Genomic DNA, 20,394 nt, shown 5'->3' with positions numbered 1-20,394 from the left:
CGCCCCCGCCGTCGGGGCGTGGCTCGCCTGCGGGGTGCGTTGTGGTCGTGGTCGCGGGGTGTGGTGTGGTCGTGGACCGGCCTCACGGAGCCTGGAACCCCGCCTCGGCAAGGACCGCCTGCGCCGGCGCCGAGCGGACGTACGCGACGAAAGCCCGTGCGCCGTTCGGATTCGGCCCGTCCTTCAGCGCGACGATCGGGTAGTCATTGATCGCGCGCGCCGACTCGGGAAACTCCACGCCGGTCACGTCGGCGCTCGCCGCCCGCGCGTCCGTGCGGTAGACCAGCGCCGCGTCGACCTCGCCGAGCTTCACCTTGGCGAGCGCGCCCTTGACGTCGCGCTCCAGGGTGACCGGTGTCAGGGCGACGCCTGCCGCGTCCAGGGCGGTGCGGGCCGCCGCGCCGCAGGGCACCTGACTGGCGCAGAGCGCCACCTTCACACCTTGGCGGGTCAGGTCGGTCAGGCCGGCCAGCGCCTTCGGATTGCCCCGGGGAACGGCGATCACCAACTGGTTGCGGGCGAAGGTGCCCGGTGTGCCGTCGGCGTTGCCGGCCTCGGTGACCGTGGTCATGTTCGCCGGCGCGGCCGAGGCGAACACGTCGGCGGGCGCGCCCTGGGTGATCTGGTTGGCCAGGGCGGAACTGCCGGCGAAGTTGAAGGTCACGCTGCTGCCCGGGTTGGCGGCCTCGAAGTCCTTCCCGATGCGGGTGAACGACTCGGTCAGCGAGGCGGCCGCGAACACGGTCACCGTGCCGGTCACCCGGCCGTCCCCGCTCTCACCGGTTGCCTGGTCATCGCCCGCACCGCAGCCGGCCACCACCAGCACGGATGCCACCAGTACGGCCACCGCCGTACGCCTGCCCCGCGTGTTCATGCGTCCGACCTTCCCCGAGTTCATCCGCCCGACTGTCTGCGAGTTCATCCGCCTTGCCGTTCCCGCGTTCATCCGGCCGACCGTCCCCGGGCCGGGGCGGGTGCGGCCCGCTCCACCACGACCGTGGTCGACTTGATCACCGCGACGGCCACCGACCCGACCCGCAGGTCGAGCTCGTCGACAGCCTCTCGGCTCATCAGCGACACGACCCGGAACGGGCCCGCCTGGATGTCGACCTGGGCCATCACCGTGTCCTTGCGGACGTCGACGACGATGCCGCGCAACCGGTTGCGGGCCGAGGAGAACTCGGCGCCCGCGTCCGGGTCGGCGGCCTGAGCGCGAGCGAACGCCGCCAGGTCGACACCGTCGACGACCCGGTGGCCGTGCTCGTCGCGCCCGGCCGTCAAGCGCCCGGCGTCCACCCACCGGCGAATGGTGTCGGCGCTGACGCCGAGCAGGTCGGCGGCCTCCCCGATCCGGTACGTCGTCACCCGCTCACCATAACGCCCGCACTTGCCAGGGCGGAAGCCCGAGATGAGCCGCAAACGCATGGACAGCTGAGTGTTGAGACCAGCATCTGCGTCTGCGTCCCGTGCCTCGGGACGCCTGCGGCTTCCGTAGGGCCACGTCCGCATGATCGTGCTCGAACCAGGAAGTAGTGGTGTCGACGTTCGATGAGGCCACTACATCCTGGTTCGAGCACGATCTTGGCGCGGGGCGCGGGGCGCGGGGCGCGGGGCGCGGGGCGCGGGGCGCGGATCTTGACGCGGGAGCGCGGCGGGGTGCGGGGTGACGGGCGGGCTCGGGGGAGCCCGCCCGTCGTGACGGTCAGCAGTTGCGGAGTTCGGGGGACTGGTTGAGCAGTTGGCCGCGGGTCGACACGAAGCGGCGGTAGCGCTCACTGTCGACCGCCGACGGGCGGAACGCGGCGACGCGGTGGCAGTTCTGGAAGGCCAGGCGTACGCCGAAGTGCCGTTCCAGGCCGGCGCGGATCGCGTCGCTCGCCAGCGCGCGGAGCAGTTGACCCCGGTCGGCGTCGGTGGGCGGCGCGACGACGTTGTCGGCCAGGTCGGCGTCGCCTGCCTCCAGTTCGGCGACCACCCGGCTGACGGTGGCCCAGGCGTAGGGCAGTGAGTCACGGACGCAGGCGATGAACGCCTCGTCGTCGACGGGGCCGCGTTCGGCGGCGTCGAGCAGTGCGGGCGGGACGGTGAGCGACATGGTTCTCCTCCGCTTCAGCTAATGATTACCGTTTTCGATAACGGCGTCGACTGAGCAGACCACGTCTGTCGGACGACGTCAACGATGTCCCGGCGCGCCGCGCCGCGACCCACGCGCCCAGCGCGTGCGGGGGCGCGCCCGCGCAGAGCCCATGCGACAGCGCCGCGCGCCCAGCGCGTGCGCGTCAGTTGGTGAAATGCGAGGGCGTCAGGGTCTGCGGGGGTGGCCTTTGAGGTGCCGGCCCAGCTCGCGGGCAATTTCCCGGTTGGCGTCGCGCTCGGCGAGTGTCTGCCGCTTGTCGTAGGAGCGCTTGCCCTTGGCCAGGGCCAGCTCGACCTTGGCGAAGCCGTTCTCGAAGTACATCGACAGCGGAACGAGGGTCACACCGCCCTCGCGGACCTTGTCCAGGATCCGGTCGATCTCGGCCCGGTGCAGCAGCAGCTTGCGGTTGCGGCGCGGGGCGTGGTTGGTCCACGTGCCGTAGGCGTACTCGGCGATGTGCAGGCCGTACAGCACGATCTCGCCGTCGCGCTCGTGCGCGAACGCGTCCACCAGCGAGGCCCGTCCCTCGCGCAGTGACTTCACCTCGGTCCCGACCAGCACGATGCCCGCCTCGTACGTGCGCAGCACGGTGTACTCGTGCCGGGCCTTCTTGTTCGAGGCGATCAACCGGCGTGCGGGCGGCTTGGACGGGGTCACCTGGCGACGATATCCGGCCGCCGGGGCAGCGGTACCGGCCGGCTCAGTCGCGCGCCTGCCGCTCGGGGCGTAGTCGTGCGGTCAGGTCCCGTACCGCGTCCGAGAACGCCTCCTGCGACTCACACGGCCAGTGCCCCAGGATCGGTGGGGGAACGCTGTCGCTGGGCGCCGGTACGACGTCCTGCGGGTCGGTCAACCGCCGGTCCACCGTCGCCGCCGGCCCGGTCAGCGTCTCGGCCTCCCCGGGACGGTGGGACGCGAAGATCCAGCCGCCGATCGGGTCGGTGTCGCGCCACAGGTTGATCCAGCGCCAGCCGATCCGCTCGCCGATCTCCCGCAGCGCCGGTTCGTCGGCGTACGCCGGGAACAGCCGGGAGTACAGCCGGCCCAGCGGTGACCCGTAGGTCAGCAGGGCGACCCGGTGGGTGATCCGGGTGGGTAGTTGCAGAACCGTGGCGGCGAGCAGCACCGAGCCGTGGCTGTGTCCGGCCAGCAGTACACCCTGGCCCTGTTCCACCAGGTAGGAGATTCGCTTGGCCAGCTCCGGCACGGCCCGCTCGGCGTAGCAGGGCGGCGCGAACGGGTGCGCCGCGCGTGGCCAGAAGGTGCCGAGATCCCAGAGCACACCCACGTAGCGACGGAACTGCGCTGTCCGGTACGCGAAGATGCCGCCCACCACCAGGCCGAGCAGGATCGCGGCGATCACGTAGCTACCCGACCCGATCAGGAAGTTGACCATGCCCTCCGGCACGCCGACGTAGCGCTGCGCCACGTCGCCGGGCAGGAGCTGGAGCAGGCCGAGCAAGCTGGTGGCCAGGCCGAGCGCCGCCAGGCCGGCGTACACCACGGAGAGCGGTTCCAGCCGCTCGGTGAAACGGGCCCGGGCCACCGCCTGCTCGACCCGCCGCAGCCGGTCCGCGGCCTGGGGCGGCGCGTGCGGAAAGTCGGCGGCCACGATCGCCCGCGCAGCCCGCCGCCGTCCGCGCCGGGTCACCCTGGTGACCACGCCGGCCACCAGCAGCGCGGTCACCACCGACAGGAAGAACGAGAAGATCGCCCATTTGTACGCCAGCGGTGGGCTGGTCTCCAGGCCGTCCGCGGTCGTCCCGTCGCGATCGAGCAGGTCCGACACCCGGTAGACCAGCTCGGCGGAGAACGCCACGGCGAGCCCGGCCGAGATCGTCATGAAGACGGGCGCTCCCAACGCGCGCAGCGGCGCCCTGCGCTGCCCGCCACCCCGCTGCCCGCCACCCCGCCGCGCGAGCACCAGCGCGGCGAGCGCGGCCACCAGCACGGTCTGGCTGACGAACAGCCAGGCCACGATCGCGCTGTATCCGGGCAGCACCCCGCCCTGCGGCCACGGCGCCGGGCTGATGACGACGTGCACGATCACCAGCATCGTCACGCCGCAGGCGATCGTGCGCAGCCCGCGGAACACGCCGTCCACCCGGGGCGACGGGTCGGTGCGGTCGATGCTCGGCACCACGGTGACCAGGACCAGGCAGCTCAGCAGCACCACCCCGGTGGCAGTCAGCAGGATCACCATCACCCATGAGGAGTGCTGGCTGGCTCGCGCGGCCAGCAGGCTGCCGCTCAGCGTGGCGAACGCCGCCGCGACGTGGGCCGAGCGCAGCCGACCCACCAGCGGTTCGCCGTCCCACTGCCCGACGGCGCTCAACTGGTGTTTCGACGCCGGCGTCGACGGCGTCCGGAACGCGTCGAACGAGTGGCTCGGACGGGCGCCGAGCCACCAGACGAGCGCGATGGCGGCGACCGGCACGATCGCCAGCACACCCAGGCGCAGCCCGACCGGGCGCCCGCCGAGCCAGGACAGCCAGCTCCGGCCGGCCAGGCACGACGGGGTGCCCATGCAGCGCCAGGCGATCAGGTCCAGCGCCACCCCGACGATGGAGAGCACGTAGAGCACTGTGAGAGTGAGGGCGAGCACCCGACACAGCGCCATGAAGCCGCGCTTCGAGACGGTGTTCGCCGGGCGCATCCAGAGCGCCACGTTGCAGAGCATGAACGGCAGAAGGAAGACCAGCGACAACGTCCGCACCGCCGTGCCGGACGGCAGATCACTCCAGCGGTACGCCTCCAGCGTCACCCCGTCCGTCCCGGTGGAGTCCGGATAGCCGGGACGCGGTCGGTAGAACCCACCGCTGCGGTCACCGGCAACCTGGTGCACGTGCGGCCGGTCCAGCACCTGATCCGCCCCAGCGCCGGAGACACCGTGCACCCGCAGCTCCACGATCCCGCCCGACGTCGTCGGTCCGGTCGGTGTCGCGTCCGCCATGGGCCCCCCGAGGTGTGCGCGGCGACCGGGCGGGTCGTCGATGTCCGGCCACCCGCGCGGCTCCCCGGCTTACCCGTCTCCGAGGCGATCAACCGTGGCCCGGCCCCGGCGGTGGTGCGGTCGACCCTCGTCAGGTGATTTCATGGCGCCATGGCGAACCCGGTGATCCTGACCGTCGACGACGATCCCGTGGTGTCCCGGGCGGTCGCCCGGGACATCCGGCGCCGCTACGGCGACCGCTACCGGGTGCTCCGGGCGTCCTCCGGGCCGGAGGCGCTGGACGCGCTGCGCGAGGTCAAGCTGCGCGGCGAACAGGTGGCTCTGCTGCTGGCCGACCACCGCATGCCGGAGATGACAGGCGTCGAGTTCCTCGAAGCGGCCATGGACATCTTCCCGGCCGCCCGTCGGGTGCTGCTCACCGCGTACGCGGACACCGACGCCGCGATCGAGGCCATCAACGTGGTCGACCTGGACCACTACCTGCTCAAGCCCTGGCATCCGCCGGAGGAGAAGCTGTACCCGGTGGTGGACGGGCTGCTGGAGGCGTGGGCGGTCACCCCGGACGCGGCCAGCGCGGAGATCCGGGTCGTCGGGCACCGCTGGTCGGCGCCGTCGTTCAAGGTCCGTGACTTCCTGGCCCGCAACCTGGTGCCGTACCGGTGGCTGTTGTCCGACGACCCGGAGGGCGTCCGGCTGCTCGACGCGGCCGGGGCCACCGAGGCGGACGTGCCGCTCGTGGTGACGCCCGAGGGCAAGGCGTTGGTCGCCCCGAGCGAGGCCGAGCTGGCCGCGCTTGCCGGGTTGACCGTGGTGCCGGCGTGTGACTTCTACGACCTGGTGGTGATCGGCGGTGGCCCCGCCGGTCTCGGCTCGGCGGTGTACGGCGCGTCGGAGGGGCTGCGCACCGTTCTCGTGGAGCGACGGGCGACAGGCGGTCAGGCCGGGCAGAGCAGCCGGATCGAGAACTACCTGGGTTTCCCGGACGGCGTGTCCGGAGCGCAGTTGACCGATCGGGCCCGGCGGCAGGCGGTCAAGTTCGGCGCCGAGCTGCTCAGCGCCCGGGAGGTGGTCGGTCTCAGCGAGGCCGGCGGCGCCCGGCTGCTGCGCTTCGGCGACGGCAGCGAGATCGCCGCGCACACCGTGGTGCTGGCCACCGGGGTGTCGTACCGGGTGCTCGACGCCCCGGGGCTTGCCGACTTCACCGGGCGGGGGGTGTTCTACGGCGCCGCCGCGACCGAGGCGCCGAGCTGCGTCGAGCAGGACGTCTACATCGTCGGCGGGGCCAACTCCGCCGGCCAGGCGGCGGTCCACTTCTCCCGGTACGCGTCGAGGGTGCATCTGCTCATCCGTGGCGCGGACCTGACCGCGTCGATGTCGCGTTACCTCATCGACCAGCTGGAACGGATCGACCGGATCACCGTGCACCCGCACACCGCAGTGGTCGGCGGGGCGGGGGAGGACCACCTGGAACGGCTCACCCTCTGCGACACCCGCACCGGGGAGGCCCGCTCGGTCGACACCTCCTGGCTGTTCATCTTCATCGGCGCGGAGCCCCGTACCGACTGGCTGGACGGGGTGCTGGTCCGCGACGGGCGTGGGTTCATCGTGACCGGCCCGGACCTGATCGCCGGGGGGCGGCGGCCGGCCGGCTGGTCGCTGTCGCGCGATCCGTACCACCTGGAGACCAGCGTGCCGGGGGTGTTCGCCGCCGGCGACGTGCGGGCCGAGTCGGTCAAGCGGGTCGCCTCGGCAGTCGGCGAGGGTGCGATGGCGGTGTCGCTGGTGCACCGCTACCTGGAAGCCCAATGAGCCGGTCCCGACGAGCAGAGGAGTCCCAGTGACCAAAGAGTCCGACCGGCTGACACCGGCGCAGTTGCGCACCCTGTTCCTGTTCGAGGCGCTCGACGACGGGCAGCTCGACTGGCTGGCCGAGCACGGTCGGGTCGAGCAGCGCGCCGGGGGCACCCTCGTGTACGGCGAGGGCGAGCCCGCCACCTGTTTCTTCGTGCTGGTGCGCGGGGCGGTGGCGTTGAGTCGCCTGGTGCGCGGTGACGACGTCGAGGTCAGCCGGACCGACCAGCGCGGGGTGTACGGCGGGGCCACCCAGGCGTACCTGGGTGATCAGGTCGAGCAGATCTACCGCAACAGCCTGCGGGCGGTGACCGACGCGGACTTCTTCGTGCTGCCGGCTGAGGATTTCGCGTACGCCCTGCGGTCCTGGTTCCCGATGCCCATGCACCTGCTGGAGGGGTTGTTCTTCGGGATGCGCGACAGTCAGGCCATCGTCGGCGAGCGAGAGCGGCTGCTGGCCCTCGGTTCGCTCTCGGCGGGGCTGACCCACGAGCTGAACAACCCGGCCGCAGCGGCGGTGCGGGCCACGTCGGTGCTGCGGGACCGGGTCGCCGGGATGCGGCACAAGCTCGCCATGATCGCCGATGGGCGGCTCGACGGCAGCGCCCTGCACGGCCTGGTCGCGTTGCAGGAGGAGGCGGTCGCCCGGGTGGCCACCGCGCCGAAGTTGACCCCGATGGCCACCGCCGACGCCGAGGACACCCTCACCGACTGGCTGGAGGAGCACGGGGTCGGCGGGGCCTGGGACCTGGCCCCGATCCTGGTCGGCGGTGGGCTCGACGCGGCCTGGCTGGCGCAGGTGAAGGCCGCGGTCGGGGCCGCGGACCTGGAGGCGGCGGTGCGCTGGCTCACCTACACCGTCGACACCGAGCTGCTGATGCGTGAGATCGGCGACGCGGTCACCCGGATCTCCGGGCTCGTGGGCGCCGCCAAGCAGTACTCGCAGCTGGATCGCGCGCCGCACCGGGTGGTGGACGTGCACGACCTGCTCGACGCCACGCTGGTGATGTTCAAGGGCAAGATCCCCGCCGAGGTCAAGCTGGTCCGCGAGTACGACAGGGGCATCCCACCGGTCCCGGCGTACGCGGCCGAGCTGAACCAGGTGTGGACGAACCTGATCGACAACGCGTTGGGCGCGATGGGGGAGAAGGGCGTGCTGACCGTCCGCACCGGACGGATCGGCGACCTGCTGGCGGTGGAGATCACCGACACCGGGCCGGGCATCCCGCCGGCGGTGCGTCCGCGCATCTTCGAGCCGTTCTTCACCACGAAGCCGGTCGGCGCGGGCACCGGCCTGGGGCTGGACATCTCGTACCGGATCGTGGTGCACAAACACCACGGCGACATCCGGGTGGAGACCGAGCCGGGACGAACCACCTTCCGGGTGCTGCTGCCGGTCACCGAGGGCTCACCGGGCGAGCCACACGACGCGCCGACTACCTAGAGACAGTGGGTGGTCGCGGGCAGTAGTCTCGGGCGGCGTTTGTGATCCCCGCCCCGAGGAGGGTCCGTGGAGTCGATGGCCCGCCAGCGCACCGCTGCCGAGGACGACGACCAGCCGATCGACCCGCCCGCCGACAGCCCAGTGCTGCCGGAGTTGGAGGACGCCGCCTGGATGCACCATGCGAGCACGTTCGCGCACACCAGCTTCTGGTCGGTGGCCCGGCGGCTGCCCCGGCTGGTTCGCGAGGCGGTGGCGCTGGCCTGGGCCACCAACCGTGTGGACACTCTCGCCTCCATCGGTCTGAACGTCGCCGCCGGGGTGATGACCACCTTCGGCCTGCTCGCCACGACCTCCGTACTGCGGGAGTTGTTCGCCGCCGGACCCACCCCGGACCGGGTGCGTTCGGCCCTGCCGGCGCTGATCGTGGCCGCGGCGGCGGTCTCGGCGCGCGGCGGCCTCACCATCGCGGCCGGTTGGGCCCAGGCCCGGCTGACCCCGCAGATCAACTACCAGGTGGAGCTGCGGCTGTTCGAGGCCACCACCGCAGTCGACCTGGCAGCGTTCGACGACGCCGGGTTCGCCGAGGAGATGGACCGGGTGCGCGATCGAGGGATGGGGGAGGCGGCGTGGATCGTCGACCACACCGTCAACCTGGTCACCGGCGTGGTCGGCATGCTCGCCACCGCCGTGGCGGTGACCGTCATCCAGCCGCTGCTGCTGCCCTGCCTGTTGCTCGCGGCGGTGCCCCAGGCGATCACGGCGGTGCGGATGGCTCGCCGGGAGTATCTGGCGATGCTGGCCCGGATCACCCGCCGACGGCGGATGTGGATGCTCGCCCACCTGATGGCCAACCGGCACACCGCCGCCGAGGTGCGGGCCTACCAGATGCGCGACTTTCTGCTCGCCGAGTACCGCAGCGTGATGGCCGTCGAGACCCGCGCCCAGCTGCGGCTGGTCCGCTCGCAGGCGGGCACCCGGGTGACCGGTGCCACAGTGGCGGGGCTGGCCACCTTCGGGGTGTACGCCGTGCTCGGCGGCCTGCTGCTGACCGGGATGGTCGCCCTCGCCGCCGCGGCGACAGCCCTGCTCGCCCTGCAGTCCGCGCGGACCAGCCTGGGCGTCGCGGTCGTCGCCACGAACTCGCTGTACGAGGACGCCCTCTACTACCAGGACTACCGCGATTTCCTGGCCCGCGCCCACGCCCGGGTACCGAGCGGCGGCGACCGGGTGGCCGACGCCGTCGACGTGATCGAGGTGGACGAGGTGAGTCTGAGCTACCCAGACACCGACGCGCCGGCGGTGGACCAGGTCAGCCTGACCATCCGCCGCGGCGAGGTGATCGCGCTGGTCGGTGAGAACGGCTCGGGCAAGACGACCCTGGCCAAGCTGATCGCCGGGCTCTACCAACCGACCGGTGGGGTGATCCGGTGGGACGGCGTCGACGCCGCCGAGCTGGACCCGCGCGCTCTCGGCGCCCAGGTGGCGGTGATGACCCAGGAGTGGTGGAAGTTCCCGTTCACGGCTGGGCAGAACATCCGCGTCGGGCGGCACGACCGCGCCCCGGACCGCCCCGGCCCCACCGTGCAGGAGGCGGCCAGCGCGGCCGCCGCGCACGACATGATCGTCGGCCTGCCGCACAGCTACGACACCCTGCTCGACCGGGAGTTCAAGGACGGCCATGAGCTGTCCGGCGGGCAGTGGCAACGACTGGTCGCCGCCCGGGGCCTCTACCGCGACGCGGCCCTGCTGATCTGTGACGAACCCTCGGCGGCCCTGGACGCCCGCGCCGAACACGCCCTGTTCCAACACCTGCGCCGCCACCCCGACCGGGCGGTCGTTCTGATCACCCACCGGTTGGCCAACGTCCGGCACGCCGACCGGATCTTCGTACTGGAGCGGGGCCGCCTCGTCCAGCAGGGCAGTCACGACGAGCTGATGGCGGCCGGCGGCCTCTACCGGGAGCTGTTCGAACTCCAGGCCAGCGGCTACCTGACCGGCGTCGGCGAAGCCCACCCCCACTGACCCTCGGGAGTACCCCCTGCGCGGTCAGGCGGGCTGGTTGGGGGTGAGGAAATCGGCGAGTACCCGGGTGTGGGTGGAGAACGCCAGCTCGACCGGGTCGGTGAGCACCAGCCACTCGGTCGCTTCCTCGGTCGGCGTCGACGGTGACAGATCTCCGGCGGCCCGCTCGGGCAGCACTCCGAAGATCATCATCGTTCCGCCCGCCGGTGCGGTGTGCACCGCGAACAGGCGGGCGTCCTCGGCCGAGGCGATCAGGCCGGTCTCCTCCCGCAGCTCACGGACGAGTGCGTCGGACCACTCCTCGCCGTACTCGATGAAGCCGCCGGGCAGCGCGAGCAGGCCGCGGGCGGGCTCGATGTCCCGGCGGACCACCACCACACCCAGGCCCTCGGCCGTGCGGACCGGCAGCACCGCGACCGCCACCGGCAGCGGGTTGCGCCAGACGGTCTCGCCGCAGACCGCGCAGACCCGCGGCCATTCGGCGGCCGCCGGGTAGGCGGCGCCGCAGTAGGAGCAGTGCGAGTACGGCGTGCCGGTCATGCCGCAGCACGTTACTCGGACCGCTCCCCACCCCGGCCCGCCGTGCCGCCGCCCCTCGGTGCTGGGACGTCGACCCCGCCGCCGCGCCCCTCAGGCCGCCGGGGTGCCCGTGTAGAAGGCGGTGGTGCGTTCGGCGGCGGCCTTCGCCTCGTCGGCGTCGGTGCCGGCGGCGATGCTCGCCTCGCCCCACCGGTGGCTGCTGAGCTCAATGGCCCGTCGTCCCTCGGTGGAGGCGGTCCACTCGGCGCCCTGCTCCGGGGTGATTCCGCTGCCGTCGCCGGCCAGGTGCGAGGCGAGGCCGAGCAGCCCGAGGTCCCAGCCGACACCGACCGCGCCCGGCCCGAACTGGGCCCACCGGTCCTGGTCGACGTGGGCGATGTGGTCCAGGTCGAGGCGGGCCTGCTCGTCGCCGACCGCTGTGACCCGCACCTCGATCCAGCTCACCTCGTCGCCGTACTCCCAGGTGGCGGTGAAGCGGTGCGGTGGCTCGCAGCTCTCGATGGTGCCGTGGGCGTTGCCCTGGAGCTCGTACGTGCCGCCCAGCCGCAGGTCGCCGGTGATCGGCAGGAACCAGCGCGGGATGCGGTCGGCGCTGGTGCAGGCGTCCCACAGGTCCTCGGCCGTCGCCTGGTAGGTCTGGCTGATCGTGGTGACCCGCGCCTCGCCGGCTTCCAGGGTGCGGCTGCCGACCTTGCGCTGGACGGCGTTGATCTGCTCGGTGGCGTCGAACATCAGGTGTTCCTCTCGTCGGGTGGGTCGGCGGGCCCGCGCAGTCGACGCTCACGTCGGCCGCGGGCCAGCTCGGTGGCGAGTGCCGCCAGGGGTGGGGTCCAGAACCGGCGGAAGTGCTCCAGCCAGCCGTCGACCTCGCGCAGTGGGCGTGGGTCGACCGCGTAGAGCCGCCGGGTGCCCTCCGGCCGCACGGTGGCGAAGCCGTTGTCGCGTAACACCTTGAGGTGCTGGGACACGGCGGGCTGGGAGATGCCGAACTCCTCGCGGATGACCGCGCTGACCGCACCGGCACTCTGCTCGCCACCGGCGAGCAGCTCCAGGATGCGGCGCCGGACCGGATCGCCCAGCACGTCGAAGGCGTGCACGTCGACAGTTGTATCACCAGCGGCTTATTTAAGCCAAGTCTGATACTCCGATGAGCTTGTCCAGCCGGATCGGCAGCTCCCGGATCCGTACGCCTGTCGCGTGGTGCACCGCGTTGGCGACCGCCGCCGCGGCGCCGACGATGCCGATCTCGCCGATGCCCTTCACCCCGGCCGGGTTCAGCTCGTCGTCGCGCTCGTCCAGCCAGTACGCCTCGATGGACTCCACGTCCGCGCAGCCGGTGATGTGGTACGTGGCCAGGTCGTGGTTGACCCAGTCGCCGTACCGCTCGTCGAGCAGGCCCTCCTCGTGCAGCGCCATCGACAGCCCCATCGTCATGCCGCCGATGAGCTGGCTGCGCGCCGTCGTCGGGTTCACCACCCGCCCCGCGGCGAACACGCCGAGCATCCGGTTCAGCCGCACCTCGCCGGTGTCCGCGTCGACCCGTACCTCCACGAACTGCGCCCCGTACGCGTACCGGGGCAGCGCGGGCTGCCCGCCCACCTCCTCGGTGGTGTCCGCCTCGCCGGTCACCTCGCCGGTCCGCGGCACTCCGTCGCGCAGCTTCTCGCGCAGCGCCTGAGCGGCGCGCATCACGGCCCAGCTCCAACTGGCGGTGCCCATCGAGCCGCCGGCCAGGGCGGCGGTCGGCAGCTCGCTGTCACCGATGCGGATCTCCACCCGCTCCGGCGGCACCCCGAGGGCGTCGGCGGCCACCTGCCACATCGCCGTCCGGGCACCGGTGCCGATGTCGGTGGCGTTGATCTGGACCAGGAAGCTCCCGTCGGGCCGGGCGGTGGCCGTCGCCGAGGACGGCCGGGAACGGGCCGGGTAGCTCGACCCGGCCACCCCCGTCCCGATCAGCCAGCGCCCGTCGCGCACGGACCGGGGCGACGGATCACGGCCGGCCCAGCCGAACCGCTCTGCGCCCTCGCGCAGGCAGGCCACCAGGTTGCGGCTGGTGAACGGGCGTCCCTGGTCGGGGTCGACAGCGGTGTCGTTGCGGATGCGCAGCTCCACCGGGTCGATGCCGACGGCAATGGCCAGCTCGTCCAGCGCGGACTCCAGGGCGTACGCGCCGGGGCACTCGCCCGGGGCGCGCATCCAGAACGGCGTGGGTACGTCGAGGCGGGCCACCCGGTGCGTGGTGCGGCGGTGCGGTGCGGCGTACATGCTGCGGGTGTAGACGGCGGTCTGTTCGGCGAACTCCCGCACTGTCGAGGTCTGGCTGATCGCGTCGTGGCAGATGGCGGTGAGTTGGCCGTCGGTGTCGGCGGCGAGGCGCACGCGCTGAATGGTGGGTGTGCGGTAGCCGACAGGTCCGAACAGTTGCTGGCGGGTCAGCGCCAGCTTGACCGGGCGGTCCACGTGTCGGGCGGCGAGGGCGGCCAGCACCACCGAGGCCTTGGCGTACCCCTTGCTGCCGAAGCCGCCACCGACGTGCTGGGCGACGACCCGGATCGACTCCGGTGGCAGCTCGAACAACTCGGCAAGCGTGGCGCGCACCGGCGTCGCGCCCTGGGTGGAGTCGTGCACCAGGAGCCGTCCGTCGTGCCACTGCGCGGTCGTGGCGTGCGGCTCCATCGGGTTGTTGTGGTACGCCGGTGTCCGGTACGTGACGTCCACCCGCACCGGGGCGGCCGCGTACCCGGCGTCGAAGTCACCCTCGGCGGTGTCCGTCGGATAGCTGGGGTTGACCTGGTCCGGCTTGTACAGACCGGGGTGGTCATCGGTGAGCACGGTGCTGTGCGGGCCGGTGTCGTAGTCGATCCGGACCAGTCGGGCGCCCTCGCGGGCCGCTTCCAGGCTGGTGGCCACCACCACGGCGACGTACTGCCCCCGGTAGTGCACGGTCGGCTCCTGCAACAGCCGCAGCTCCGGCTGCGGGCCCGGCGCCATCCGGGGCGCGTTGCCGTGGTGCACCACGGCCAGCACACCAGGCGACGCCAGCGCCTCCGTCGTGTCGATCCGGGTGATCCGACCCCGCACCACAGTCGACGGGACCGCCCAGCCGTAGCTGACCCCGTCCACCGGGTACTCCACCGCGTACCGGGCCGTGCCGGTGACCTTCGCGGGGCCCTCCAACCGGGGGTACGCCCGTCCGACCGCCCCGGCGCTCACGACGCCGCCTCGTTGGCCAGCTCGGTGAGCGCCCGCACGGTGATGGCCCGGGTCAGCGGCACCTTGAAGCCGTTGTGCCGGAGTGGGCGCGCCTCGGCCAGTTCGGCGTCGGCGGCCCGTGCCGCAAGCTCCGGGCTGAACGGGCGGCCGCGCAGTTCCTCCTCGGCCCGGTACGCCCGCCACGGTCGGTGCGCCACCGCCCCGTACGCCAGACGCACGTCGCGGACCACGTCCCCGTCGAGGTCCAGCACCGCGGCCACCGAGCCGGCGGCGAAGGCGAACGAGGCCCGGTCGCGCACCTTGAGGTACGTCGAGCAGCGCGCGGCCGGCAGTGGCGGCAGCCGGACGGCGGTGATCAGCGTGCCCCGGGCCAGGGTGGTCTCCCGTTCCGGGTGGGTGCCGGGGGAGCGGTAGAGGTCGGCGATCGGGATGTCGCGGGGGCCGTCGGTCTCGTGCACCTCCACCACCGTGTCGAGGGCGGCCAGGGCGACGGCCAGGTCGGACGGGTGGGTGGCCACGCACTGCTCGGACCAGTCCAGCACCGCCAGGTCGCGGTTCTGCCCGTGCAGGGCGGCGCACCCACTGCCCGGCTCCCGTTTGTTGCACGCCTTCCCGGTGTCCTGGAAGTAGACGCAGCGGGTGCGCTGCAACAGGTTGCCGCCGGTGGTGGCCATGTTGCGCAGTTGCCCGGAGGCGGCGGCGAGCAGGGCGCGGGCCAGCACCGGGTAGTCGCGGCGCACCACCGGGTGGGCCGCGAGGTCGCTGTTGCGCACTGTCGCGCCGATCCGCAGCCCGCCGTCGGGCATCTCCTCGACGGTGTCGAGCGGGAGTCGGGTCACGTCCACCAGCACGTCGGGGCGTTGCACCCCGAGTTTCATGAGGTCCACCAGGTTGGTCCCGCCACCCAGGTAGGCGGCCTGCGGTTCGGCCGCCAGCACGGCGACCGCGTCGGCCACGTCGGCGGGCCGGTGGTAGCGGAACGCCCTCACGACGACGCCGCCGTCTCGCGCACGGCCGCGACGATGTGCGGGTACGCGGCGCAGCGGCACAGGTTGCCGGCCATCCGCTCGCGGATCTCCGTGTCGGTCAGCTCGGCGGGACTGTTCAGATCGCCGGTGACCGCGCTGGGCCAACCCCGGGAGACCTCGTCGAGCATGCCGCGGGCGGAGCAGAGCTGCCCGGGGGTGCAGTACCCGCACTGGAACGCGTCGTGCGCGATGAAGGCGGCCTGCAACGGGGACAGCTCGTCCGGCCCGGCCAGCCCCTCGACTGTCACCACCGACCGGCCGTCCGCGGTGACCGCGAAGACCAGGCAGCTCTTCACCCGGCGGCCGTCCAGCAGCACCGTGCAGGAGCCGCACTGGCCGTGGTCGCAGCCCTTCTTCGCCCCGGTCAGGTCGAGGTGCTCGCGTAGTGCGTCGAGCAGGGTGGTGCGGTTGTCCAGGGTCACCTCGCGGGACGCGCCGTTGACCTCGACCGTCACCCGGGACGAGTGCCGCTCGTCGATCGTCGTCGTGTTCTCCGGTCCGCCCTGCACCGGCCCAGACTAGCTTTGTCGGTATATCTCAGGGCGAATAACGCAAAGCCCTTCGTACGGGAGGTGACGACGGTGACCGCCGGACTGCTGCTGGCCGCCGGCGCGGGGCGGCGCTACGGCCGGCCGAAGGCGCTTGTCGAGCTGGACGGCGAGCCGCTGGTGCGGCGCGCGATCCGGCTGCTCGGCGACGGCGGATGCGCACCCGTGCACGTGGTGCTCGGCGCGGGCGCCGACCAGGTGCCCGACCTGCCCGGCGCGGTGCCGGTCCGGAACCATCGCTGGTCCGACGGGCTGGGCTCGTCGCTGCTGCGGGGTCTGGCCTCGCTGCCGGCCGCCGTACCGGCCGCCGTCGTGGTCCTCGTCGACCAGCCGCTGCTCAGCCCGGCCGCGGTGCGCCGGGTGCGTGCGGCGTACGCCGCCGGCGCGGTCGTCGCGGTCGCCACCTACGCCGGCCGCCCCGGGCACCCGATCCTGCTGGGTCGGCAGACCTGGCCGCTGCTGAAGGGGTACGCCGTCGGCGACCGGGGGGCCCGCGACCTGCTGCGCGACCGACCGGACCTGGTGGTCGAGGTGCCCTGCGACGACCTCGGCTCCCCGGTCGACCTCGACACCCCGGCCGACCTGCTCCGACTCCGTCCGGTCAGCGACGGGTGAGCCAGCGGGGCAGCCCCTCGCTGGTGACCGCGTGATAGCTGATCATGACGATGACGCCGATCAGGCCCAGAAGCGGACTGACGAACCAGCCGAGCAGACCGCTGAGCCCGTACAGGATCAGGCCGGTGACCGGTCGCAGCCGCTGCGTCCGCACGTACGCGGGGTCGACGTGGCGTTCGAGCAGCGCCGGGTGGCGGTGCAGGTAGCCGAAGAACACCAGCCAGGGAGCCGACATCAGGGCCGCGGCCAGCGCGTACAGGGCGACGGCCGCACGCTGGTCGTCGATGTTGCCATGGGTGAACGCCGACGCCAGCACCGCGGTGGGGAAAGGGATGATCACCGCGCCGAAGAGCACACCGAGGTTGATCCAGCTCAGCGTGAGCGTGGTGCCCCGGATCAGCCGCAGCAGCGCGTGGTGGTTGAGCCAGAGCACCCCGATGTAGACGAAGGACACCACGAAGGCCAGGTACGAGGCGCCCTCGTCGAGCAGGCCGGTCAGCAACTCGCCCTCGTGGTATTCCGGCACCCGCAACTCGATGACCAGCAGCGTGATGACGATGGCGAAGACGCCGTCGCTGAAGGCCGTCATCCGGTCGGTGGCGGACACCTGCCCCCGGGGAGAGGGCTGCTCGACCTCGTCAGGTGCTGCGGACATTGCCGCAGGCTAGCCACTGCGCGCGGCGGCCGGCGGCGGTTTCGTCCGATCGGAACGGGAACGGCCGCCCGGGGTGTCGACCCCGGGCGGCCGGCCGCACGCCCCCGTTCAGGCCACCGGCGTCGCGGTGCCGGTCGTGCGGGCGAGCCGCTGGTGGGCGCGGATCAGCTCGGCGTAGCGCAGCCCGCTCGCCTTCACCGTCCGGCGCTGGGTCGCGTAGTCGACGTGCACCAGCCCGAAGCGCTTGTCGTAGCCGTACGCCCACTCGAAGTTGTCCAGCAGCGACCAGACGAAGTAGCCGTCCAGGGGGACCCCTCTGGCCACCGCCGACGCGCACGCCGCCAGGTGCTGCTCCAGGTGGTCGGTGCGCTCCTTGTCCTCCACCGTGCCGTCCGCGGTGACCTCGTCCGGCCACGCCGAGCCGCTCTCGGTGACGATGATCCGGCCCGGTCGGTACTCCTCGTGCACGTCGACGAGCAGCCGCTCCAGGCCCGCCGGGTACATCTCCCAGCCCATCGCGGTCTCCACCGAGCCGGGCACCGGCACCTGCCGGGCGTACGGGGCCGCACCGGTCGGGTCGTCGACCACCAGCTGACGGAAGTAGTAGTTGACGCCGAGGAAGTCAGTGGGTGTGGCGATCACCGTCAGGTCGTCGCCGCGTACCGGCGGCTCGACCCCGTAGGTGGCGATCATGTCGGCGGGGTAGCCGCGCCCGTGGATCGGGTCCAGCCACCACCTGTTGACGTGCCCGTCGGCCCGGCGGGCCGCCGCGATGTCCTCGGGTCGGTCGGTCGCCGCCTCGATCGGGCTGAGGTTGAGCACCAGGCCCACCGACGCCGGCCGGGCGGCGTTGGCGCGGATCGCCTGGGTGGCCAGGCCGTGCCCGAGCAGCACATGGTGCGAGGCGTGCACCGCGCGGGTGAGGTCGCGCTCACCGGGGGCCATCCGCCCCTCCAGATGCCCGATCCAGCACACGCAGAGCGGCTCGTTGACCGTGTTCCAGTCGGCGACCCGGTCACCGAGGCGGGCGGCGACCACCGCCGCGTAGTCGGCGAACGCCTCGGCGGTGGCGCGCTCCGGCCAACCGCCCCGGTCCTGCAGAACCTGCGGCAGATCCCAGTGGTAGAGCGTGACGAACGGCCGGATCCCGTCGGTGAGCAACGTGTCGACGAGCCGGTCGTAGAAGTCCAGCCCGGCGGCGTTGACCCGCCCGACGCCGTCGGGCATGACCCGGGGCCAGGCCACCGAGAAACGGTACGCGTCCACGCCGAGTCGGCGCAGCAGCGCCAGATCCTCCGGCCACCGGTGGTAGTGGTCGCACGCCACCGCGCCGGTGTCGCCGTTGTCGACGTTGCCGGGGCTCGCCGAGAAGGTGTCCCAGATGGACGGCGCCCGGCCGTCGACGTCGACGGCCCCCTCGATCTGGTACGCCGCCGTGGCGACACCCCAGAGAAAGTCGGGTGGCAGCTTGGACAGGTCGGGCACGGGTCGGTTCTCCTCTGGGGTTGAATGACTCACTTGACAGCGCCGGCGGTGAGGCCGGCGACGAAGTACCGCTGCAGGGCCAGGAACCCGACGACGACCGGGATGCTGACCACCAGCGAGGCGGCCATGATCTGGTTCCAGTACACGTTGAACTGGGTGGAGTAGCCCTGCAGGCCGACGGCCAGGGTGCGGCTGCCCTCGTCGGTCATGACCGACGCGAAGAGCACCTCACCCCACGCGGTCATGAACGCGTACACGGTGACCGCGACGACGCCGGGGACGGCGGCCGGCAGGATGACCTGGAACAGGGTGCGCAGCGGACCGGCCCCGTCGACCTGCGCGGCCTCGTCCAGACCCCGGGGGATCGAGTCGAAGTAGCCGACCAGCATCCAGATCGAGAACGGCAGCGAGAAGGTCAGGTACGTGATGACCAGGCCGGTACGGCTGGCGTACAGCTCGATGCCGGTCGCGTTGCCCAGGTTGACGTAGATGAGGAACAGCGGCAGCAGGAACAGGATGCCGGGGAACATCTGCGTGGACAGCACCGTCACCGAGAAGACACCCCGGCCGCGGAACCGGTACCGGCTCACCGCGAACGCGGCGAAGATGGCCACCGCCACCGAGCAGACCGCCGCGATGCTCGACACCACCAGGCTGTTCACGAGGTACCGGGCCAGCGGCACGGTGCTCCACATGTCGATGAACGGTTGCAGGGTGGGTCGGCTGGGCCACCAGGTGAAGCCGTTCTGCACGTCCTGCAACGGCTTCGCCGCCGACGTGACCATCACGTAGAGCGGGATGACGACGAAGAGGGTGAGCAGGGTCAGCACGATGCGCCGGCCCCAGCGCTCGCCGGCGGTCTCACGCATGGTCGTCCCTCCGACGGTTGGTGATCAGCAGGTACACGGCCGAGACGACCAGCAGGAACAGCAGCAGCGCCACCGACATCGCCGACCCGGAGCCGAAGTCCCAGGTCTTGAAGGAGCTGCGGTAGATGTGGATGGAGATGAGGTCGGCCTGTTCCGGCGCGGAGCCGCCGAACAGCACGAACGGGGTGTTGAAGTCGTTGAACGTCCACAGGAACAGCACCAGCAGCAGCACCAGGTTGACCGGCCGCAGCATCGGCAGGGTGACCGAGCGCAGCCGGCGCCAGAACCCGGCGCCGTCGATCGCGGCGGCCTCGTACAGCTCGCCCGGCACGTTCTGCAGCCCGGCCATCAGGCACAGGAAGGCGAACGGCCAGTTGCGCCAGACCGACACGACGAGCAGCGACCAGAAGCTGTTGTCGCCGATCAACCAGAACGGCCTGTCGTCCATCAGCCCGAGCTGGTCCACCAGCACGTGGTTGACCAGGCCGGTGTCGCGTTGCAGCAGGAAGCTCCAGGTGATCACGGCGGCGTAGACCGGCAGCGCGTACGGGGTGAGGAACAGCGCCCGCAGGATCGCCCGTCCACGGAACGGCCGTTGCAGGACGACCGCCGCGGAGATGCCGAGCAGCCAGGCGAACCCGACCGAGAGCAGGCTGTAGGCCAGGGTGACCCAGAACGAGTGCAGCAGTTCCTTGCCGGCGGCGCTGTTCAGGTCGAGCGTCGCCCGGTAGTTCTCCAGCCCGATGAAGGGCGCGGTGGACCAGTCGCGGATGTGGAACTGGGTCAGCTCCAGCAGGCTCATCCAGACCCCGACCACCATCGGGATCACGTGGATGGCGAGTTCCAGCACGACGGCCGGTGCGAGCAGCAGATACGGCAGGAGCGAGCGGCGGGGGCCGCGGGGCCGGCGGGCCGGCCCCCGGGCCGGCGACCCGGCCCGGGGTTCGCGCCGGTCGGCGTCCGGCGCGGTGGTGCTGGTTGCCATCGGGGTCCTCTCGGAGGCGGTGGCCGTGGCCGGGCTCAGCGCCCGA

The 20,394-nt window shown here is 72.2% G+C and carries 19 protein-coding genes; 4 read left to right on the top strand and 15 right to left on the bottom strand.

Going from position 1 to position 20,394, the window contains the following annotated elements:
• Nucleotides 1-82: 82 nt before the first annotated feature.
• From modA to ACQP0U_RS16895, 5 genes are all read right to left on the bottom strand, one after another.
• Entirely contained in the window at nucleotides 83-874 is a 792-nt protein-coding gene (gene modA, locus ACQP0U_RS16915; RefSeq protein ID WP_433308127.1) for a molybdate ABC transporter substrate-binding protein, read from the bottom strand.
• A gap of 68 nt (nucleotides 875-942) precedes the next feature.
• Nucleotides 943-1,365, bottom strand: coding sequence for a TOBE domain-containing protein (locus tag ACQP0U_RS16910; RefSeq protein ID WP_425780682.1), 423 nt, complete (start codon nucleotides 1,363-1,365; stop codon nucleotides 943-945).
• Between the two features lie 337 nt (nucleotides 1,366-1,702).
• Complete coding sequence (locus ACQP0U_RS16905) at nucleotides 1,703-2,095, bottom strand: SCO5389 family protein (protein WP_433308125.1); 393 nt, start codon at nucleotides 2,093-2,095, stop codon at nucleotides 1,703-1,705.
• Nucleotides 2,096-2,302: 207 nt separating this feature from the next.
• Nucleotides 2,303-2,794, bottom strand: a complete 492-nt coding sequence (smpB, locus tag ACQP0U_RS16900) for an SsrA-binding protein SmpB (protein ID WP_124856073.1) — start codon at nucleotides 2,792-2,794, stop codon at nucleotides 2,303-2,305.
• A 43-nt stretch (nucleotides 2,795-2,837) separates the two neighbouring features.
• A complete protein-coding gene (locus tag ACQP0U_RS16895; RefSeq protein WP_433308123.1) occupies nucleotides 2,838-5,090 on the bottom strand; it encodes a hypothetical protein in 2,253 nt (750 codons plus the stop codon).
• Between the two features lie 150 nt (nucleotides 5,091-5,240).
• On the opposite strand from ACQP0U_RS16895, the gene ACQP0U_RS16890 reads away from it, so the two are divergent.
• The 3 genes from ACQP0U_RS16890 to ACQP0U_RS16880 all read left to right on the top strand — a co-directional run bounded on the left by ACQP0U_RS16890 (nucleotide 5,241) and on the right by ACQP0U_RS16880 (nucleotide 10,407).
• Entirely contained in the window at nucleotides 5,241-6,899 is a 1,659-nt protein-coding gene (locus ACQP0U_RS16890) for an FAD-dependent oxidoreductase (protein WP_433308121.1), read from the top strand.
• Between the two features lie 28 nt (nucleotides 6,900-6,927).
• Complete coding sequence (locus ACQP0U_RS16885; protein ID WP_433308119.1) at nucleotides 6,928-8,385, top strand: ATP-binding protein; 1,458 nt, start codon at nucleotides 6,928-6,930, stop codon at nucleotides 8,383-8,385.
• A 75-nt stretch (nucleotides 8,386-8,460) separates the two neighbouring features.
• The gene (locus ACQP0U_RS16880) at nucleotides 8,461-10,407 is read left to right on the top strand and encodes an ABC transporter ATP-binding protein (RefSeq protein ID WP_433320906.1); all 1,947 of its coding nucleotides are present in this window, start codon (nucleotides 8,461-8,463) and stop codon (nucleotides 10,405-10,407) included.
• Between the two features lie 24 nt (nucleotides 10,408-10,431).
• Here the strand turns inward: ACQP0U_RS16880 and ACQP0U_RS16875 are convergent, their stop codons facing one another.
• From ACQP0U_RS16875 to ACQP0U_RS16850, 6 genes are all read right to left on the bottom strand, one after another.
• Nucleotides 10,432-10,947, bottom strand: coding sequence for an NUDIX domain-containing protein (locus ACQP0U_RS16875; protein ID WP_433308117.1), 516 nt, complete (start codon nucleotides 10,945-10,947; stop codon nucleotides 10,432-10,434).
• Nucleotides 10,948-11,037: 90 nt separating this feature from the next.
• On the bottom strand, nucleotides 11,038-11,679 hold the full coding sequence (locus ACQP0U_RS16870; protein WP_433308115.1) for an SRPBCC family protein: 642 nt from the start codon (nucleotides 11,677-11,679) through the stop codon (nucleotides 11,038-11,040).
• A complete protein-coding gene (locus tag ACQP0U_RS16865; protein ID WP_433308113.1) occupies nucleotides 11,679-12,044 on the bottom strand; it encodes an ArsR/SmtB family transcription factor in 366 nt (121 codons plus the stop codon). Before ACQP0U_RS16865 ends, ACQP0U_RS16870 begins: the two co-directional genes overlap by 1 nt.
• Before the next feature lie 28 nt (nucleotides 12,045-12,072).
• Nucleotides 12,073-14,163 (bottom strand): xanthine dehydrogenase family protein molybdopterin-binding subunit, encoded by a 2,091-nt coding sequence (locus ACQP0U_RS16860; protein ID WP_433308111.1) that lies wholly within the window; start codon nucleotides 14,161-14,163, stop codon nucleotides 12,073-12,075.
• On the bottom strand, nucleotides 14,160-15,152 hold the full coding sequence (locus tag ACQP0U_RS16855) for an FAD binding domain-containing protein (RefSeq protein WP_433308110.1): 993 nt from the start codon (nucleotides 15,150-15,152) through the stop codon (nucleotides 14,160-14,162). Before ACQP0U_RS16855 ends, ACQP0U_RS16860 begins: the two co-directional genes overlap by 4 nt.
• The gene (locus ACQP0U_RS16850) at nucleotides 15,149-15,646 is read right to left on the bottom strand and encodes a 2Fe-2S iron-sulfur cluster-binding protein (protein WP_433320904.1); all 498 of its coding nucleotides are present in this window, start codon (nucleotides 15,644-15,646) and stop codon (nucleotides 15,149-15,151) included. The genes ACQP0U_RS16855 and ACQP0U_RS16850 overlap by 4 nt, the downstream gene beginning before the upstream one ends.
• Nucleotides 15,647-15,772: 126 nt before the next feature.
• On the opposite strand from ACQP0U_RS16850, the gene ACQP0U_RS16845 reads away from it, so the two are divergent.
• On the top strand, nucleotides 15,773-16,354 hold the full coding sequence (locus ACQP0U_RS16845) for a nucleotidyltransferase family protein (protein WP_433308108.1): 582 nt from the start codon (nucleotides 15,773-15,775) through the stop codon (nucleotides 16,352-16,354).
• On the opposite strand, the gene ACQP0U_RS16840 is transcribed toward ACQP0U_RS16845, so the two are convergent.
• The 4 genes from ACQP0U_RS16840 to ACQP0U_RS16825 form a co-directional block, all read right to left on the bottom strand.
• Nucleotides 16,341-17,009, bottom strand: a complete 669-nt coding sequence (locus ACQP0U_RS16840; protein WP_433308106.1) for a TMEM175 family protein — start codon at nucleotides 17,007-17,009, stop codon at nucleotides 16,341-16,343. The genes ACQP0U_RS16845 and ACQP0U_RS16840 overlap by 14 nt on opposite strands.
• 108 nt (nucleotides 17,010-17,117) lie before the next feature.
• Nucleotides 17,118-18,494, bottom strand: coding sequence for a GH1 family beta-glucosidase (locus ACQP0U_RS16835; protein ID WP_433308104.1), 1,377 nt, complete (start codon nucleotides 18,492-18,494; stop codon nucleotides 17,118-17,120).
• A gap of 29 nt (nucleotides 18,495-18,523) precedes the next feature.
• A complete protein-coding gene (locus ACQP0U_RS16830; RefSeq protein ID WP_091398610.1) occupies nucleotides 18,524-19,363 on the bottom strand; it encodes a carbohydrate ABC transporter permease in 840 nt (279 codons plus the stop codon).
• Nucleotides 19,356-20,348 (bottom strand): carbohydrate ABC transporter permease, encoded by a 993-nt coding sequence (locus ACQP0U_RS16825; protein WP_433308103.1) that lies wholly within the window; start codon nucleotides 20,346-20,348, stop codon nucleotides 19,356-19,358. Before ACQP0U_RS16825 ends, ACQP0U_RS16830 begins: the two co-directional genes overlap by 8 nt.
• Nucleotides 20,349-20,394: the final 46 nt, after the last annotated feature.

It is taken from the genome of Micromonospora sp. CA-269861, assembly GCF_050948505.1.
GTDB lineage: Bacteria > Actinomycetota > Actinomycetes > Mycobacteriales > Micromonosporaceae > Micromonospora.
The sequence above is the reverse complement of the archived record's forward strand: the minus strand, read 5'-3'. Positions and strand labels throughout refer to the sequence as shown.

Coding starts and splice junctions, on each gene's coding strand:
- modA (WP_433308127.1), bottom strand. CDS start 874: ATGAACACGCGGGGCAGGCGTACGGCGGTGGCCGTACTGGTGGCATCC.
- ACQP0U_RS16905 (WP_433308125.1), bottom strand. CDS start 2,095: ATGTCGCTCACCGTCCCGCCCGCACTGCTCGACGCCGCCGAACGCGGC.
- ACQP0U_RS16895 (WP_433308123.1), bottom strand. CDS start 5,090: ATGGCGGACGCGACACCGACCGGACCGACGACGTCGGGCGGGATCGTG.
- ACQP0U_RS16890 (WP_433308121.1), top strand. CDS start 5,241: ATGGCGAACCCGGTGATCCTGACCGTCGACGACGATCCCGTGGTGTCC.
- ACQP0U_RS16880 (WP_433320906.1), top strand. CDS start 8,461: ATGGCCCGCCAGCGCACCGCTGCCGAGGACGACGACCAGCCGATCGAC.
- ACQP0U_RS16875 (WP_433308117.1), bottom strand. CDS start 10,947: ATGACCGGCACGCCGTACTCGCACTGCTCCTACTGCGGCGCCGCCTAC.
- ACQP0U_RS16870 (WP_433308115.1), bottom strand. CDS start 11,679: ATGTTCGACGCCACCGAGCAGATCAACGCCGTCCAGCGCAAGGTCGGC.
- ACQP0U_RS16840 (WP_433308106.1), bottom strand. CDS start 17,009: ATGTCCGCAGCACCTGACGAGGTCGAGCAGCCCTCTCCCCGGGGGCAG.
- ACQP0U_RS16830 (WP_091398610.1), bottom strand. CDS start 19,363: ATGCGTGAGACCGCCGGCGAGCGCTGGGGCCGGCGCATCGTGCTGACC.
- ACQP0U_RS16825 (WP_433308103.1), bottom strand. CDS start 20,348: ATGGCAACCAGCACCACCGCGCCGGACGCCGACCGGCGCGAACCCCGG.